Here is a 16960-nt window from a genome sequence, read left to right as displayed (position 1 = left end):
CCTAATAAAATAAATAATTTAAATAAAAATAGGTAATTATCATCTAAAGTGAGCAAATGCCTTGTTTGATTCAGCCATCTTGTGGGTATCGTCACGCTTTTTGATAGCTCCACCCATTTTATTTGCTGCATCAATGATTTCATGTGCTAACTTTTCTTCCATTGTTTTGTCATTTCTTAATCTGGCATATTGAATAATTCATCTTAGTGCTAATGTTTGTTTTCTTTTAGCACTAACTTCACATGGAACTTGGTAATTAGAGCCACCAACTCTTCTTGAACGAACTTCAAGTTGTGGACTTACATTTTCTAGTGCAGAATTGAATACTTCCATTGGTTCTTTACCAGTTTTGTTTTTAATAATTTCAAAGGCACTGTATAAAATATTCTCGGCAACAGATTTTTTACCATCTAGCATAATTGTGTTAATTAATTTGGTAATAATTTTTGAGTTAAAAACTGGATCTGCTAAGACATCTCTCACAGGTGCTTTATGCTTTCTTGACATATTCTTTCCTTTCTATTTAACTTTCTAATTAATTACTTTTTGGTTTTTTTGTTCCATATAGAGAACGACCTTGTTTTCTATTGTTTACCCCAGCGGCATCCTGAGTACCACGGATGATAGTATATCTAACCCCAGGTAAATCTTTAACTTTACCTCCACGGATTAATACAACTGAGTGTTCTTGTAAATTGTGCCCTTCACCAGGAATATAAGCAGTAACTTCTTGTCCATTAGATAATCTAACACGGGCGTATTTACGAATAGCTGAGTTAGGTTTCTTAGGAGTCATTGTAGCAACCCGAGTACATACACCACGTTTAAATGGGGCTGGAATTGCTTTTTCTTTTTTTTGTAAAGAGTTGTACATCTTTAATAAAGCAGGGGCTTTAGATTTAGTTGTCTTATCTTTACGGCCTTGTTTAACTAATTGCGCAACTGTAGGCATTTTTTTCCTTTCTTAACATTGTTTTACATATTTTCAGATATTTTTAACTCTTATTTTAAAAATACTAAATTATTATACAACAACTAAACCAGTGTTTTTACTTTTTTATGTTTTTTATTAATAAAAAAGCAGCCAGATATAATTAGGCTACTAAAATTTCTTGGTAATAATATCAATTTGCTCTTTTTCTTTCTTTATTTGTTGTTCAAATGCCTTAAGTTTGCTTATTTCTTTGGTGATTTGACTAATATTTCAATCATATCTAAATACATGATCTTGCAAATATTTCTTAATTTTTAAAATCAAGGGCGTGTATTTAACATTAATCAAATTATCTAGTGTTCATTGTGAAAAATTACTTAGTTCTTCAAAAAATTCAGAAACAAGGCGAGTATTATTATTGTACATATCCACAAATTTCTGCACTAAGTTTTTAAATTTTTGTTTAGCCTTATTTATAAAAACGTCAATATTATTTTCATGAGTTATCTTTTCTTCTTTTAGAGACCTTAGAAGATTGCTAATTTCATCCTTTAATTTAATAACTTCTTCATTCTTAGAACTTCCAAATAACGCATCAACATTTGCTAATAAATTTATAATATCATTCTTAAGCGAGTTAATTACATTATATTTTAACTTTTCGAGATTTTGACTACATGAAGCAACAAGGGGTGCAATAGTAATAACTGGCAAAAAACCTAGTACTAATTTTATTTTTTTAGCCATAGCAAAAGCAAATTATTTAGTTGCTAAAAATTTTGAAATTAAAAATTGTTTATATTCATGCATAAAATCAATAAGTTCTTTTTCATAAATAATATTTGAATCTTCATAATAATATGAAACATTCGAATGTGGATTAAAGAATAAATCTTCAACTTCATTATCACGATAAAATAATCATGAATTTTTAGTGGCGCTTTGATATAAAGGATCATTAGCACGAGCCGTGTATACATATTCCTCATATTTTTTATTAAATTCAGCTTTTGACATTGCTGCTAATTCCTTGGTTTCGTTAAGAATTTTAGCCTTTTTGTCCATTTTATCCATCCAAATAATTTCCTGTTCAATCTTAGATAAATCTTGATTGTGAATTGGTGTAGCAAATTCCGCAATATCAGAAATTTTTTGAGCATTACTTTTAATTTCGTTTTGGACTTCTGCAAAATACTCTACTTTAAATAATTGATTTAAAAATAAGTTATATTGTTTCTCGAATTTTATTTGATCCATATTATTATAAAATTTCATTCATCTTAATAACACATTGGATAATAAAAGATTAGAAGATTTTAACTTATCAAACTCTATATTAATTTTTTCAGGATATTTGGCTAATTCTTGTTTTTTTAATTCCTTAAGGGAAATAATTTCATTATACACTGCCTCATTTTTATGCTTATATTGAGGATAGTTAAAACTTATGTAATAAATCACAACAAATGCGATACCAAACGAAATCAAAAGAACAATAGCAAAAGAAATAAATGTTATAAATAAAGGAATATATGAGGCAATGGTGTCTTTATATTCTAGATACTTCATTTCTGTAACAAGACCTGAATTAAATTTCTGGGTTGCAGTTCCCATATATGAATATACTTTTGACAATGATACAGATGAAAAAATAATTTGGATAGCTAGAATAACTAAAATTGTAACTATATTATAAAACGCGGTACTTTTTATATTTAACCCTTGTATATATTTTTTAAATAAAAACCCATCTAGTACTGCTTTTGTTTTATTAATGCTACGCTTAAAATTAATAAAAAACTTAATTATTAAATATAAATTAACTATTGCCAAAAGTGTCAATATTAAACCATAAATTAGAAAAGGATTAGAACCGACACTTTCAGAATTATTGGGAACCTTTGAATTCTGTCCTTGTAAAAACAGCTGACTCATTTTACCTCCTAAAATTAATCATAATCATTATTATTCTCAATATCTTTTATTTCTTTGGCATTATCAGATTCATTTTCTTTATTATTTTCATTGTTACTCATATTAGCTTTTTCGTTATGACTATTATTATTTTCAAATATGGCACTGATTTTTTCAATTAATTGCTTACGCTTTAATTCGCTAGCACCAAATATATTTAATTTTTGCGCCATAATTATTAGTTTTTCATCGCTTAATGTTTCTAATTGTGAGCTATATGATTTATTATTTTTTTCCTCAATAATCTCATCATTGTTTTTTTGTTCATTATTATCAAATATAGAAGGTTGTGTAGAATAAGTTTGTTGGTTAGTTTGTGAAAATTTTTGCCCAAAAATTTCATTTATTCTACCTTGTTCATTGTTGATTCTTACAATTCTAAATAATTTTACAATTCTTGAAAACGGCCAATATATTGTGAAATATCCTATTAAAAATATGATTGTAACAATAAGATTTAAAATTTGGTTTATATCCCATGGTTTAATTCTAAAAATACCACCAGCTGAGAAAAATAAATTAATAAATATAATCATAACAGTCATACTATATAAGGTCAGTAACCAAGGCGAATATTTTGTGAAATCTTTTTCTTTTAGTGAAAGTGTCAAAGAAACGATATGTCAAATCAATACAGCTCCAGAGAATAATGCCACAACGATAGAAAATGCAAATTTTCTTATAAACAAATCTTCAACTGAAGCATTAATGGTAGATATCTCATAACTAGGATTTGCATTTGAAAATGCTTCTTTATAATTCAATAAATAGACTTGTTTTCTAACTGCATACTCAATAAATATGGCCATTAATGATAAAAACATCACAACTAAAAATGCTGTAAATAATATTGATTTTACTAAAATTGCCTTTTTGTTGTGTTTGTAAAGTTCATCAATTGAGTTGTATTTATTTATATCAATATTTTTCATAAACACCTCCTTTTTGGTTTTAATGAGTTTACTTAATTTTAAAATATATTAGAATTATAACTAAATTTTATCTACCTTGCTCGATTTCTCTTTGCATTAATTCGGGAATAGGGGCCTCAAGATGTATGTTTCTTCCCTTATTATCAATAAAATCTAGTTGTGCAGCGTGAAGCCTTTGATTAAAAGAATCAATTTTTTTATTATAAACAGGGTCCCCATAAACTGGATGCTTAATATATCCTAAATGCACTCTTATTTGATGAGTTCGTCCTGTCTTTAAATTACATTTTACTAATGTTTTATCTTTATTATCAATTTTCAAATATTCAAGACATTCAATCATTGTATAGGCATTTTTCGAGTTTTGATCGCTAACAGCAAATTTTTGACGATTTTTTATATCTCTTCCAATGGGCAAATTGATATGCATTTTTTTGTTAGCTATTCTTCCATCAACTATAGCAATATATGTCCTGTTAATCTTATGTTCTTTAAGCAAAGAAGCAAAATAATTGTGGGTTGAATTATTTTTAGCAATAATCAATAGCCCGCTAGTATCTTTATCTATCCTATGAACTATGCCAAGTCTTAAAAGCCCATTAACATTACTTAAATTATTTTTAAAGTGGTACATTAAGCCGTTGACCAAAGTATTATTCCTGTGGCCCGGGGCCGGATGGACTACTAAACCCGAAGGTTTATTTATAACCAAATAATCTTCATTTTCATATACAATGTCAAGGCTGATTTCTTGTTCCTCAATCTTTATTTGTTTATCGATGACTCTAACAATTTCTATTTCATCATTGTTTTTGATAACAAATTTATTTTTATTAATTTTAATTCCATTAACAAAAACAGCCCCCTCTTTAATTAATTCTTGAATATCATTTCTAGTTATTGAAGAATTATTTGCTATATATTTATCAATTCTTTCAGAATAGTTTGCAACAAGTTTCAACATAATTTTTAAATTATAACAAATGTTATAATAATAGCATGAAGTTTTTGGAAATCAAAAAATCAAAATTTATCCCCATTTTATTTAATGTCAATTCAAAAGAAGATGTAAGAAAAAATATTGAATCTCTTTGAAAAGAACATAAAAAAGCAAAGCACATTGTTTATGCTTATATTATAAAAGACAATGATGTTATTATCAATGGATATACTGATGACCGTGAACCAAAAGGTGTGGCTGGGATTCCTCTTTATAGCTATTTAAATAGTAAAAATTTAAAAAATAAATTATTAGTTGTTATTCGTTATTTCGGTGGTATTGAATTAGGAAGAAGTAATCTATTAAGAGCTTACTTGCAAGCAGCCAAACTACTTTTTAATGAGTAAATAAGATTAAAATTCAAATATAAGTCTCGCTTTTTTTAAAATTAATGTTTTAAATATTTTTAATATTTAAAAGCTCTATCATTACACTAGATTGAAATTTAGCAAAATAATGGAATAAAAATTTAAAGAATTTATTTTTAGATTTAGTTGAAACTACATGTCTTTTTAAAATTAACATCAATTATATCCTTGTATAATAACTAGTTTTATTAGTGGTTTTTTATAGTTATCATACTATCAATGGTTATAACCTATTCTAACTTAAAGATATTAAACAAAACAAATCAATGTAACATGAAAGAAAGTAAAAAGCAATTATAAAAACTAAGAAAAACCCAAATATACTTTTTCTAATTCTTTTGAACCTTTTAAGGCAATCCTTTGAATTAAAATTATTTAATAAATTAAAACAAAACTCCAACTTAGGATCCTAAAAAATAACTAACAAGCTAGTATAGAAAAAACCAAAATTGCAAATCCAAGAAACAATGAGAAAGATAAAAAATCCCCTTTTAAAGATATAATAATATAAAATTTTTCCTAATTTTGAATTCTAATTTGTTTTGTATCCTTAGATTTTAATTTTATTTTGTGTTAAAAAACTTAGAACCCAACTAAAAATAGTTTCAAAAAATGCTATTTTCACCCAATGTTCAAAAATTATGAATTATTTATAAATAAAAAGTAATAATTTTATATAATTTTTTATTTATTTAGATTTAGCGATTATTAAAAAACTATAAACACTAATTTACCTATTTTTTCTTGAAATAAAACTATTTTTTTGTTCTATTAATCTGGCATATTTATTAATATAATAATAAGATATATTTTATACCTAAAATAGCATAATAATAAATTGATTTATAGTAAATTTTTTCATTAAAAGGAGTAATATGAAGTTTAAGTTAAGCCCATTGTTAAGTGCAGTTATAATAGCTGCAACACCATTAGTAATTAGTGCTCAAAACAATATGGCCAATAATATCGATAAAGAGGAAAAAAATTCTAGCAATAATGTTAGCGTTTATGCAACTGAGGCAATATCGATACCCACAAATGATGACTATAATGATGTTGAAAGTTATAACATTTACTGAAAGACTGAAGCCTTTAAAACTCATTACAAAATGTTATTTGCATATAGAGTACTAAAAAAATTAATTAATTTTCAAGGTGAGAAATTAGAGATACTTCCATATAAAGAAAAATTAATGAAATTTAAAATTTTTCCTGATGGTGTTTTTGATAATTTTAACAATGAATACTTTTTTTATGACCATAACTTTTTACATTGGGGAACTTTTATTAGATTATGATCAGATGTTAATTTTGACTATAATGTTTTCTTACTTAATGAATACAAAAAATTAAACATTGATAGTGTTTATAAGGTTGCAGATGATTTAAGATCAAATGTAACTTCTGGAAAATTTTCATCAAAAATTAGTGATATTTATATAGTCCAAACTATTATTGCTCATTTTGAAGCCATTAATTTATTGATTAAACACAAAGAAAATTCAAATATTAAAAATTTGATAAAAGATCTATTTAAGGTGCAAAGTGGCATTAATTCTGCAGATCCTGCTTATTTAAATACCTTAAAAGATTCATTGCCAATTCTCGAAAAAATTAAGAAAGAAGCGAATGATAGTATTATTGAAGAAATCATAAAAGAAGTTGAATCAGAATTTTCACATGATAAGTTAATGTATGATGCATTAATTTCCGCACAAAAATCATACGGTTCTATCGAATACGATGAAAAAATTAAACCATTAGTTAAACTAGTTTCGAATTCTAGCACAATGGAATTTTTGAAAAATCTTAAAAATTCCGCTAACAATATTTATCTTAGTGAAAAACAAAAAGTCGATATGGCATTTAATAATTTAAGAAACAAAGACCCTAATATTAAAGAAAAAATTAATAAAGCACGTAATGTAGGAATTTTAAGGGAACTTTATGCTGATATTATGGCTAAAAAAATACAGGAATATCAAAACGATGTAATGATATTAATCGAAAAAACAAAGGGTTCTAGCATGTATGATGATTTTATGAGAACATTTAGTACCATAAAAGAAAAAAATGAGCAACAAATTGAACAAAGAAAAGTTGCAATAGAAGCTTTTGATAAAAAATGAAAAGATTTTGGCCGTAACCATACTAAAATTAATATTGATATTAAAAAAGAAAAAGATGAACTTAATACTAAATTATCAAGTCAAATAGAAAACCAAAGGATTACTATTGAACAATTTAATTCTCTTAATGATAAATCAACTAATTTGTTTTCTGATGAAAACAACAAAACAAAATTGCTTATAAATAGCATCAACTCAGTAGACCAAAGAACTAAAAAACTTGAAGAATTAAAAAAAGCAAAAAACATTGAAGATCTACAAAAATTAATAGTAGAGGCACAAAAAATTAAGAATGTAGAAGATTTAACAAAAGCAAGGGAAGAAGCTACAAAAGCACTGAAAAAAATTGAAGGTTCAGTGAATTATGAAGAATATAAAAAACAACATAGTGAAGCGCAAGATGATATTACCAAACTAACTAAGTTAGCGGATAAAATAAATGTTGAATACAAATTAAAAAGAAATGAAGTTGAAAAAAATCTAAAAAGTTTAGATGATAAAACAGGATTCGAACAAGCGCTAGAAGAAGCTGATAATATTCAAAAATTAAATAAATTAAATGAAGCGCTATTGAATCAAATAAAAGAACAAGATTTAAACAAATTAATAAAAAGAGCGCAAAAAGCTGTTGATAAAACTGAAGGTTCAGAAAGATTTGAAGAATTTAAAACGTTGTTCGCCAATGCAAAAAATGATGTTGTTAAACTTACTAATGTAGCAAAAAAAGCAGAAGAAATTTATAACATAGAAAAGCAAAAAATATTAGATACGTTTAACAAATTGTTAGATAAAAAGGATTATCAAACAAAAATTAATAATGCAAATAATATAAAGAATCTAAAAATTCTATTAAAAGAAATAACTCAAGAAAAAATACTTCAAGAAAATGCCCAAATAAAAAAAGAGGCGAATGATGCTATTGACAGACTAGAAGGTTCTGAATTAAAAAAACAACTAGGTAGGGAATTAAGCAACAACAAAGAAAATACTAATAAAATAAAAGATATTGCAGCTAAAGCAACACAAGAATTTAATATGGAACTTAATTCTACAAAAGAAGAACTAAACAAGCTAATAAATTCAAATACAAAAAAAGAGTTAGAAAAATTGATAGAAAACGCCCAAAATATAAAAGAATTAAGAATTATTAAATTGAAGATTCAAAAAGCAATTACTGAGCAAGAAACAAAATCTAAAAAAGAAGGCAAATCAAAGATAAATGTAGCAGCGATTGTAGGGCCTCTTGTGGTAATACTAGCATTAGCTGGCGCAAGTGTTGGGACTTGATATGCAGTTAAACGTCATAAGATTCAAAAAAGAAAAGAAATAAACAAAAATTAGGTCAAAATAAGAAAGTCTTGAATCTCTTATGAGGTTTTAGACTTTTTTGTTGACAATTTTTAGCTAATAAAAAGCAAAAAAGTGTTACCATAAATAATTTTGTGCAATTTTTTTAAAAAACTTATTTCTTTTTGATAGCTCTTTAATAAGAGTTTATTTCACAACCCAAAATCAGTTAGAAAATGAAATAAAGTTTGTTCCTAATTGGGGGCCTGTTTTTAATCGATTACAAATTATTTTTGAAAAAAAATAAATAATTAAAACAACCAAACAACATAATGTTGCTTGGTTGTTTTTGTATAATAAATTTAGATTTGTGTGGTTGCTATTCTCAAATCTCTTACTAAAAATAAGCCAGAGATAAATTTACACAAAATTATCTACACTACCACATTATTTTTTTATCAATCTTATTAATGATATTAGTGACAATATACCAAATATCGCAGCCATCGCTATACCAACATAAGATATAATTCTTATATCACCAAGTTTCAAAAAGCCGTTTAGTTTAAACACTAGTTTTCCGAGCGGTGTAGTAGCATTTGATAATAATGCTTCATTACTAAATGTAATAGAAGCAATTATTGATGAAACAACAAGTATTGGGAAGCTTATTATCAAACATATTACCCAACCAATTTTATGACCCATATTTTTTCCTTTCAATCTTAAATTAATTATATATGTTTTTTTAAATGATAAACTATTTTTTGACCAGTTCATCATGCACATATTTTAAAGGTAGCATACAAACAATAAATAGTTTTTGAAGCTTTGTTTAATTTTTTGTATTGTCCACTATTAAATTAAAACAGGTTTTTTATAAAATAAATAAAAAAGAGACTTCGATATATTTCAAGTCAAGGCCTCTAAAAATATAGAATCTTATTTTTGTTCCATTGCATCATCTTGTATCATCATAGTTCTTTTATGCAAAACCTCGCACTTTTTCATTTTAACTTCATATGATATAACAAATGAAAATTGCACTGTATAAACAATTAATGATACAATTTGCCATACAAGAGCCCCGATTAAACCATTCAAGGAAGCTTCCTCACCTTTGATATTTTTATCTACAATACTCAAAATAAAGAAAATAATTCATCATAAGTTATTTAAAATAAAAATAAATAGCATTCAAGGACTTATTGATTTAAAGTTTCTTGTTTTTAATCCTTTTATTAGTTGGGGCATAAAAGCTAAGGTTGTTCCCGCAGGCGTAATTAAACCAATAATAAGTGATGTAACTTTATCAAATACCGCAATTCTATTCCCAACAATTGGATAAAAATAGCCAGTATTAATCTTTTGAAATACTAATACTATAAATACAGCGAATATCGAAGTTGCAAATAATTCTACTAAAACTATAGCTGCCGTTGCAAATTTTTTTTGTTTTTTGGTAATTGCTTTATTATAGTGATATAAAAAATACATTGTAAAAGCATATATAAAAGAACAAATTAAGTTTGCTAAAAAAATGTATCAACCGTTTTCATCACCTGTAAATACACCATAAATTAACCAAATAATAATTCCAATATAAAAAATTCAAAATGAATAATAATTTATGTTTTCAGCTTTTTTGGTTTTAACAACCCTAACTAGTTGAGGAACACCTAAAAGAATTGTCGCTATCGCTCCTAATGCTCCAAAAAACTGAATAGATATTTCTAATGCTGTCATAACTAAAAAATTATACATTAATACTAATTTATAAACATAATATTGCCTAGTTTTTAATATTTTTTTATAGCAAAAACATATTATTAAAAATTATTATAAAAACCATCTAAATTTTGCTATGTAAAATTAGAACGTTCAAAAAAAAAAAAAAACACCAATTTGGTGTTAAGTCATTTCTGAAATGGTGGCTCCGGCAGGAATCGAACCAGCGACACACGGAGCTTCAGTCCGTTGCTCTACCAACTGAGCTACAGAGCCATGGCGGTCCAGACGGGAATTGAACCCGCGATCTCTTCCGTGACAGGGAAGCGTATTAAACCACTTTACCACTGGACCGTGGTTGCGGAGATTGGAATCGAACCAATGACCTTTGGGTTATGAGCCCAACGAGCTGCCGCCTGCTCTACTCCGCTATATTATGGCGGGCAATGAGGGATTTGAACCCCCGCGGGCCGTGAAGCCCCTGGCAGTTTTCAAGACTGCTCCCTTCAGCCTCTTGGGTAATTGCCCATGGTGGACCCAACAGGACTCGAACCTGTAACCGACCGGTTATGAGCCGGTTGCTCTAACCATTGAGCTATGGGTCCTAAAATTTCACTATTGGGTTTTACATTTGGTAGCACCGAAGAGAGTCGAACTCTTGACCTTCCGGGTATGAACCGGACGCTCTAACCAACTGAGCTACAGTGCCATAATGGTGGAGAGGAAGGGACTCGAACCCTCTACCTCCTGCGTGCAAGGCAGGCGCTCTGGCCAGGTGAGCTACCCCCCCATAAATGGTGAAGAAGACAGGATTCGAACCTGCGACCGCTTGAGCCCAAGTCAAGTGCTCTACCAAGCTGAGCTACTTCTCCACACAGAAATTTTTGCTAAATGCTTTATTATTATATATTATTTTTTATGTTAGTTATTAATTTTTTTAAAAATCTTCGTTGTTTCAAATAAACTCATAATCCTTAATTTTAATAGTATCACCATCTTTAATATCTGAATTTTTAATTAAATCAAATACACCTAATGATTTTAATTTGTAATTAAATCTTCATAAATTATCAATAGAAATAACAGGAATTTTTTCATAAACCTTATAAATATCACTGCCAACAATTTCATAAGTATCATCAGACAGTTTGATAATTTCTATTTTCTTTTTATCTAGCGAAATAACAACAACTTCTTCAGATTCTTTTAATTCATTAACAATATTAATTTTTGCTTCTTGTAGAGTTTCTCATAACACCTTTTTTATTTCTTCTATATGCGAGTCAAACAATGATGAATTTTCTATTAATTTAATATTAGGGTACTTACTTTTAAATTTTTCTAAATGAGTTTGATATGATTCGAGATCAGATTTGTTAGCTACAACAATCTGTGGTAATTTTTCAAGTCTAAGATTATAAGATCTTAGTTCATTATTAATAATTTCATAATCCAAAATTGGGTTTTTATTTGAATCACCAAAATCAATAATGTGGCATATAACCCTACAACGCTCAATATGCTTTAAAAATTGAATCCCAAGGCCTTTGCCCTCCGAAGCTTTTTCTATCAATCCAGGCAAATCTGCCACTACAAAAGTATTTTCATAAAATTTAACTAAACCCAATTGTGGAACAAGTGTTGTAAAATCATAATCGGCTATTTTGGGTTTAGCATTAGAAATTTGAGATAAGATTGTGCTTTTCCCTGCGCTTGGTTTTCCAACAAAGCCCACATCAGCTAAAACCTTTAATGTTAGATGCAAATTAAATCTTTCACCTAATGTTCCGTTTTCACAAATTCTTGGAGCAGTATTTCTTGATGATTTAAATCTTAAATTGCCTTTACCGCCTTTACCGCCTTTAGCAATCAGATATTTTTCTTCTGTAACAATATCAGCAACTAACTTGCCATCATTATAAACCATAGTGCCCAATGGCACCTTAACAATTAAATCATCAGCGCCTCTGCCAAAAGCATTTTTAGGTTTCCCGTTTTCCCCATCATTAGCAACAATCTTTTTTTGGTAGTAAAATGGCAATAATGTATTTTGCCCAGGATCGCCCTGAAAATATATTGAACCTCCATTTCCTCCATCGCCGCCGTCCGGGCCGCCTTTATCAACATTAGCCTCACGACGAAAACTAATGATCCCATCACCGCCTTTTCCGGCAATAACCAAAATATCAACTTCATCTATAAATTTCATGTGTTTTATTTTATCAAAAATTTAGATAAATTTAGCCATTATGAGTAATTATTAAATACATTAAAAGCAACCTTCTTCAAAATTAACAAGGCTGCTTTTCTATTATTTAATTTACTTTTTTTGTGATTCAATGGTTTCATTTAATTGTTGCAATAATTTATCTGTTAGTGACAATTTTTTATAAAGATCTTCGATATTTTTCTTTCAATCTTCTTTTGCTTCTGAATCCGTTATTTTTTCTAGAAGCTCAGTTAGTTTTTTATGTAATTCTTCCTGCTTTTCAAGTTTCTTAGATCATTTTTCTTCTGCTTTAGCTCTTGCTTCTTCTGAAAATTTTTCAATTAACTTATCACCTTTTTCTTTGGAAAATTCCGTTATAAGTTCCTTTATTTTTCTAAGAAGTTCTTCATCAACATCATTATGCATACTTTTTTCTTCTTTAAGTTCCGAAAATCTACTATTAATTTTTTGATTTATTTCATTAGCTAAATTAATCAAGAAGGAAAGTTCTGTGTTATCTTGAATTACTTTTTCTCTAGTTAATTTATTTATTTCATCTCCATTAAGTTTAGATTGTAAATCATTAATCTTGTTATTAACATCATTTCATTTTTGTTCATAATAGGCAAGTAACTCTTCAAATTTTTTTATAATGCCATTTTTATCATTTGGTATAGTATCATCATCCTTTTTTGGTTTATCATCATGTTTATCCATAGGATCATTTGGGAGGGGTGTTTGTTCAGGTTTTTGTTCAGGTGTTTGTTCAGGTGTTTGGGGATTTTTTTCTTCTTTTTTATTGTCATGTTTTGGATTATCTTGTTGAGGATTTTTACTTGACTGATCTTCTTGCTTTCCTTCGCCGGGTTTTTGGGGATTCACTATTGGAGGAGTAGTATTATGTCCTTGATCTGGTGTCTCATGCTTATCAGGTTGTTTTTCTTTTGGCTTATTTTCAGGGTTGCCTTGATCGCCAGGTTTGTCGGGACTATGCGGATTGCTTGGTTCAGCTGGTTTTTCTGGTTTTTTAGGCCCTGGGTTAGATGGATTTGAACACGAAACCAACGCAGCTCCTGTAATAACTGGTAACGAAATAGATGTCAATGCTAATAGCAATTTATTTGATTTTTTCACTTGTTCTCCTTATTGTTAAATTCCTTATTTTGATAAAAAAGAATCTTTTTTGCTTTTATAGATATTCCATAATTTCAATTATATTATAAATGAAAAATGGTCTTATTTCTTAATAACTCTTGCAAATAAGATCTCGTTAGCCTCAGGGTACAAATTATCAAATTTGGCAAAATTAGTTATTTGTTCGTAATTAATCAAATCTATTTTAATAAAACTAAATATTTTTTTCATCTTTTGAGGCATGACAACAGATAACATTAAGGCTATGCTATAAATCCCGTTAAGCAAGGTATTTAAAACGCAATTAAGTCTATCTAAATCTTCCTTCAACAATCATGGTTTTGTTAAATCTATATATTCATTTAATTTCGAAGACAAATTAATAGCATTTTTAATTGCCTTATCAGCATGAAATTGATCAAATTCCTTTTTATATTCCTCATAATAAACGCTTAATGAGTCTAATATTTTTTGATCGATTTCAAGCAAATTATTCTTATCAAAGTATGTGCCATTTGCAAAGTTTTGATTAACCATTTTGATAGTACGATTAACAAGATTACCAAAATTATTTGCCAAATCTGCATTTAGGACGTTAATTAAAAGTTCTTCACTAAAAGAAAAGTCATTATCGATATTAACCTGCGAACAAAAGAAATATTTAATTTCCTCAGCTCCGTATTTGTTAATTAAGGGAATTGGTTCCACAATGTTTCCTTTTGATTTTGACATTTTACCCTCGGGAGTAATAATTCATGAATGAACAACTTCTTTTGTCGGTAGATTGATATCAAGTGATTTTAAAAATATTGGTCAGTAAATTGAGTGAAAACGCGAAATTTCCTTCGCTAAAACGTGAACACGTTCATTACCATTACGCCAAAATTTATGATAATTATCATCGTTATTTGTTTCATATCCCAAAGCAGTTAAATAGCTGAATAATGCATCTAATCAAACATAAATAACATGTTGCTTTTCATCATTATTTTTTTGTTTAGGTACATTGATTCCCCAATCAAAGGAAACCCGAGTAATTGATAGATCTTCAATTCCTTTGGAAAGAAAATTACTCTTTAGCTCCTTGGCAATATTTTTATTAGTTAAAAAGTTAGAATTTATATCAAAAAATTCATTTATTCAAGGTTCCAACTTTTTCATATCAAAGAAATAGCTTTCTTCTTTAATTTCTTGAAGCTCATGACCTGATGTCGGGTGGTAATATCTTCCGTCTTTATAGATAGCTTGTGTTTTAGTAAAAAATTCTTCATCGCTAACCGAATAAAGACCTACATACTTATCTTTAAAAATAAATCCCTTTTCGTACATTTTTTCGAAAATTTTAATAATTGCTTGTTCATGTTGTTTACTTGTAGTACGACTGTAGAAATCATAGTTAATTTTCAATAAATCTCATAAATCAATAAATTTCCGAGATTGAATATCAACATATTCTTGAGGAGACAAATTATATTCCTCAGCTTTTTTTTGAATTTTTTGACCATGTTCATCAATACCGGTCACAAATAAAGTTTCGTATCCTTGGGTTTTTTTATAATTTGCAAAAACTCATGCCAGTGTCGTTGTTAAGACATGACCAATATGTAAATTTCCGCTAGGATAATATATTGGAGTAGTTATATAAAATGTTTTTTTTGAATTATTCATGTTTTTCTCCTTTTTGTTTCATTGGGATATAAAGTTTTTGCGTTTCTAGGCGATATGAATGGTCGTTTTTATCATCATTATGAAGATAAATATTTGGTTCAAAATACGTGCCTCAACCCGAGTTAAATCGTGATTCAACTAAACAAAATTTAGGTTGAGAATTGATTCTAGTGAAAACTAGTTGCACTCTTTTTGGTTCAAAATTATATTTGCGCAATAATGATATTAAATCAATATATCTAGCAATTGGAAGCACAACACTAAAATAACCTTTTTGCTCAATTATTTTAGAAGATAAAGAAATAAGTGTTTCTAAATCTAAATTAATTTCATGTGTAGCCAGTTTTTGCGCATATGTACCAGTTTTTCTAACTTGATTATAGTTTTCATTGTAGTAGGGTGGGTTAGCAACAATTGAAGAGTATTTCTTAGCAAGATTATTCCCACATTTAAAAGCATAATCTTTTGCATATTCTTTAAAATCAGCTTCAAAAATTTTTATTTGGTCTTCCAAATTATTTAAACATACATTTTGCTTAGCCAACAAAACTGCTTTAGGTTGAATTTCAACTGCGTCAATTTTTATTTTCTTGGATCTAGCGGCCATAAAGATTGATAATGCTCCATTATTTGTACCAACCTCGAGCATATTCGATACATTGCGATTAATTGAAACGAAATTACCTAATAAAATTGTATCAACTGAATAATTAAACATCTCTTTATCTTGATAAACAAAGAGGTCATTACCATATCCTAAGTTATTTTTAAAAACACCGATTTTTTTCATAATAACTAATTATAAATTAATATTTTTTTTGATACTGCATTAAGTTAGATTAATCTTTTCGTTTTAATAAAATGTTTAAAACCTCATAATTTATAAAAGCCTTATACATAATGATAAATAACAACAAACTAGTTATCCCAAAAATGAATATTTTCCTTAAGCAAATTAAAAACCAGAATGAACCTGGTTTTTAATTTGAATTTCTATTTTTTTTCACCGGGGATGCCATATATATCAATAATCGGACCTTTACCCTTAATTCCGCCTGAGAAAAGATCATAAAGATTATCTCATTTTGATGGCCCGCCTAAATCTTGAACTTTCGGTTTAGAATCACTTTTTTGTTCTTGCTTAGATTGTGTTTTTGGCAAGGGTTGCATTGGTTTTGCTATACCAGGTTCATCATCTTCGTACCATGGTTCATTATGTTCTTTTTCATTTTTTTGTGAAAAAATATCTAAATCACCATAAGATGCATCATCTAATGGAAAATCAAATCCATGATTGCCATCATCCTTAGTTTTGTCGTATTCTTTATATAAATTCTTGTAATAAAAATTATCAATTACATTCTTAATTTCTTCATTAGTTGGATCACCAAAATCAATTTCAATTTTTGGTGCTTCATTTTTTATATTATTTATAAGATTATTGTTAGTATTGATTGAATCAACTGAGTCTAGTTTAATTGCATTTTTAATTAATAGATCCTTAATTGGTTTATTTTGTTTTATTAAATCTGTAAGGACTTTTTTTGAATGATGTTTCTTTAAATCTTCATAAACAATTTTAATATTATCGCCAAAC

At 27.9% G+C, this 16960-nt stretch carries 15 protein-coding genes and 8 tRNA genes; 2 read left to right on the top strand and 21 right to left on the bottom strand.

Going from position 1 to position 16960, the window contains the following annotated elements; genetic code table 4:
- Nucleotides 1-36 precede the first annotated feature (36 nt).
- The 6 genes from rpsG to ACWXVP_RS01980 form a co-directional block, all read right to left on the bottom strand.
- Nucleotides 37-507 carry a 30S ribosomal protein S7 gene (gene rpsG, locus ACWXVP_RS02005; RefSeq protein ID WP_438340318.1) on the bottom strand — a complete coding sequence of 157 codons (471 nt, stop codon included), beginning with the start codon at nucleotides 505-507 and terminating at the stop codon, nucleotides 37-39.
- A 28-nt stretch (nucleotides 508-535) separates the two neighbouring features.
- Nucleotides 536-952 (bottom strand): 30S ribosomal protein S12, encoded by a 417-nt coding sequence (gene rpsL, locus ACWXVP_RS02000; protein WP_438340319.1) that lies wholly within the window; start codon nucleotides 950-952, stop codon nucleotides 536-538.
- A 150-nt stretch (nucleotides 953-1102) separates the two neighbouring features.
- Nucleotides 1103-1681: a hypothetical protein gene (locus ACWXVP_RS01995; RefSeq protein WP_438340320.1), complete on the bottom strand. Its 579-nt coding sequence runs from the start codon at nucleotides 1679-1681 to the stop codon at nucleotides 1103-1105.
- Between the two features lie 12 nt (nucleotides 1682-1693).
- A complete protein-coding gene (locus ACWXVP_RS01990) occupies nucleotides 1694-2869 on the bottom strand; it encodes a hypothetical protein (protein ID WP_456012834.1) in 1176 nt (391 codons plus the stop codon).
- 14 nt (nucleotides 2870-2883) lie between these two features.
- Nucleotides 2884-3840: a hypothetical protein gene (locus tag ACWXVP_RS01985; RefSeq protein ID WP_456011979.1), complete on the bottom strand. Its 957-nt coding sequence runs from the start codon at nucleotides 3838-3840 to the stop codon at nucleotides 2884-2886.
- Nucleotides 3841-3907: 67 nt separating this feature from the next.
- Complete coding sequence (locus ACWXVP_RS01980; RefSeq protein WP_455993638.1) at nucleotides 3908-4804, bottom strand: RluA family pseudouridine synthase; 897 nt, start codon at nucleotides 4802-4804, stop codon at nucleotides 3908-3910.
- A gap of 35 nt (nucleotides 4805-4839) precedes the next feature.
- On the opposite strand from ACWXVP_RS01980, the gene ACWXVP_RS01975 reads away from it, so the two are divergent.
- Both ACWXVP_RS01975 and ACWXVP_RS01970 read left to right on the top strand, forming a co-directional pair.
- Entirely contained in the window at nucleotides 4840-5187 is a 348-nt protein-coding gene (locus ACWXVP_RS01975; protein ID WP_456012832.1) for a YigZ family protein, read from the top strand.
- Nucleotides 5188-6083: 896 nt separating this feature from the next.
- Complete coding sequence (locus tag ACWXVP_RS01970; protein WP_456012830.1) at nucleotides 6084-8678, top strand: hypothetical protein; 2595 nt, start codon at nucleotides 6084-6086, stop codon at nucleotides 8676-8678.
- Between the two features lie 393 nt (nucleotides 8679-9071).
- Here ACWXVP_RS01970 and ACWXVP_RS01965 read toward each other — a convergent pair whose 3' ends face one another.
- From ACWXVP_RS01965 to ACWXVP_RS01895, 15 genes are all read right to left on the bottom strand, one after another.
- Entirely contained in the window at nucleotides 9072-9332 is a 261-nt protein-coding gene (locus ACWXVP_RS01965) for a hypothetical protein (RefSeq protein ID WP_456012828.1), read from the bottom strand.
- Between the two features lie 234 nt (nucleotides 9333-9566).
- Nucleotides 9567-10388, bottom strand: a complete 822-nt coding sequence (locus ACWXVP_RS01960) for a SemiSWEET family transporter (RefSeq protein WP_456012826.1) — start codon at nucleotides 10386-10388, stop codon at nucleotides 9567-9569.
- A 164-nt stretch (nucleotides 10389-10552) separates the two neighbouring features.
- Nucleotides 10553-10628, bottom strand: a tRNA-Phe gene (locus ACWXVP_RS01955).
- A gap of 1 nt (nucleotide 10629) precedes the next feature.
- Nucleotides 10630-10706 (bottom strand) — tRNA-Asp (locus tag ACWXVP_RS01950).
- Between the two features lies 1 nt (nucleotide 10707).
- Nucleotides 10708-10783 (bottom strand) — tRNA-Met (locus tag ACWXVP_RS01945).
- 6 nt (nucleotides 10784-10789) lie between these two features.
- Nucleotides 10790-10880: transfer RNA gene (locus ACWXVP_RS01940), tRNA-Ser, on the bottom strand.
- Nucleotide 10881: 1 nt separating this feature from the next.
- Nucleotides 10882-10957, bottom strand: a tRNA-Ile gene (locus ACWXVP_RS01935).
- A gap of 27 nt (nucleotides 10958-10984) precedes the next feature.
- Nucleotides 10985-11061, bottom strand: a tRNA-Met gene (locus tag ACWXVP_RS01930).
- Between the two features lie 4 nt (nucleotides 11062-11065).
- Nucleotides 11066-11142, bottom strand: a tRNA-Ala gene (locus tag ACWXVP_RS01925).
- Between the two features lie 5 nt (nucleotides 11143-11147).
- Nucleotides 11148-11224 (bottom strand) — tRNA-Pro (locus tag ACWXVP_RS01920).
- Nucleotides 11225-11289: 65 nt separating this feature from the next.
- A complete protein-coding gene (gene obgE / locus ACWXVP_RS01915) occupies nucleotides 11290-12561 on the bottom strand; it encodes a GTPase ObgE (RefSeq protein WP_438340328.1) in 1272 nt (423 codons plus the stop codon).
- 111 nt (nucleotides 12562-12672) lie between these two features.
- Nucleotides 12673-13695 carry a hypothetical protein gene (locus ACWXVP_RS01910; RefSeq protein WP_456012824.1) on the bottom strand — a complete coding sequence of 341 codons (1023 nt, stop codon included), beginning with the start codon at nucleotides 13693-13695 and terminating at the stop codon, nucleotides 12673-12675.
- A gap of 102 nt (nucleotides 13696-13797) precedes the next feature.
- Nucleotides 13798-15363: a methionine--tRNA ligase gene (gene metG / locus ACWXVP_RS01905; protein ID WP_456012822.1), complete on the bottom strand. Its 1566-nt coding sequence runs from the start codon at nucleotides 15361-15363 to the stop codon at nucleotides 13798-13800.
- A complete protein-coding gene (locus ACWXVP_RS01900) occupies nucleotides 15356-16153 on the bottom strand; it encodes a tRNA1(Val) (adenine(37)-N6)-methyltransferase (protein WP_444704791.1) in 798 nt (265 codons plus the stop codon). Before ACWXVP_RS01900 ends, metG begins: the two co-directional genes overlap by 8 nt.
- 203 nt (nucleotides 16154-16356) lie before the next feature.
- Nucleotides 16357-16960: hypothetical protein (locus ACWXVP_RS01895; protein ID WP_456012820.1), on the bottom strand; the 604-nt coding region annotated here is incomplete at its 5' end.

This window comes from Mycoplasma sp. 1781 (assembly GCF_053851675.1).
Note: the sequence above shows the minus strand (reverse complement) of the source record. Positions and strands in the feature narration are given on the sequence as shown.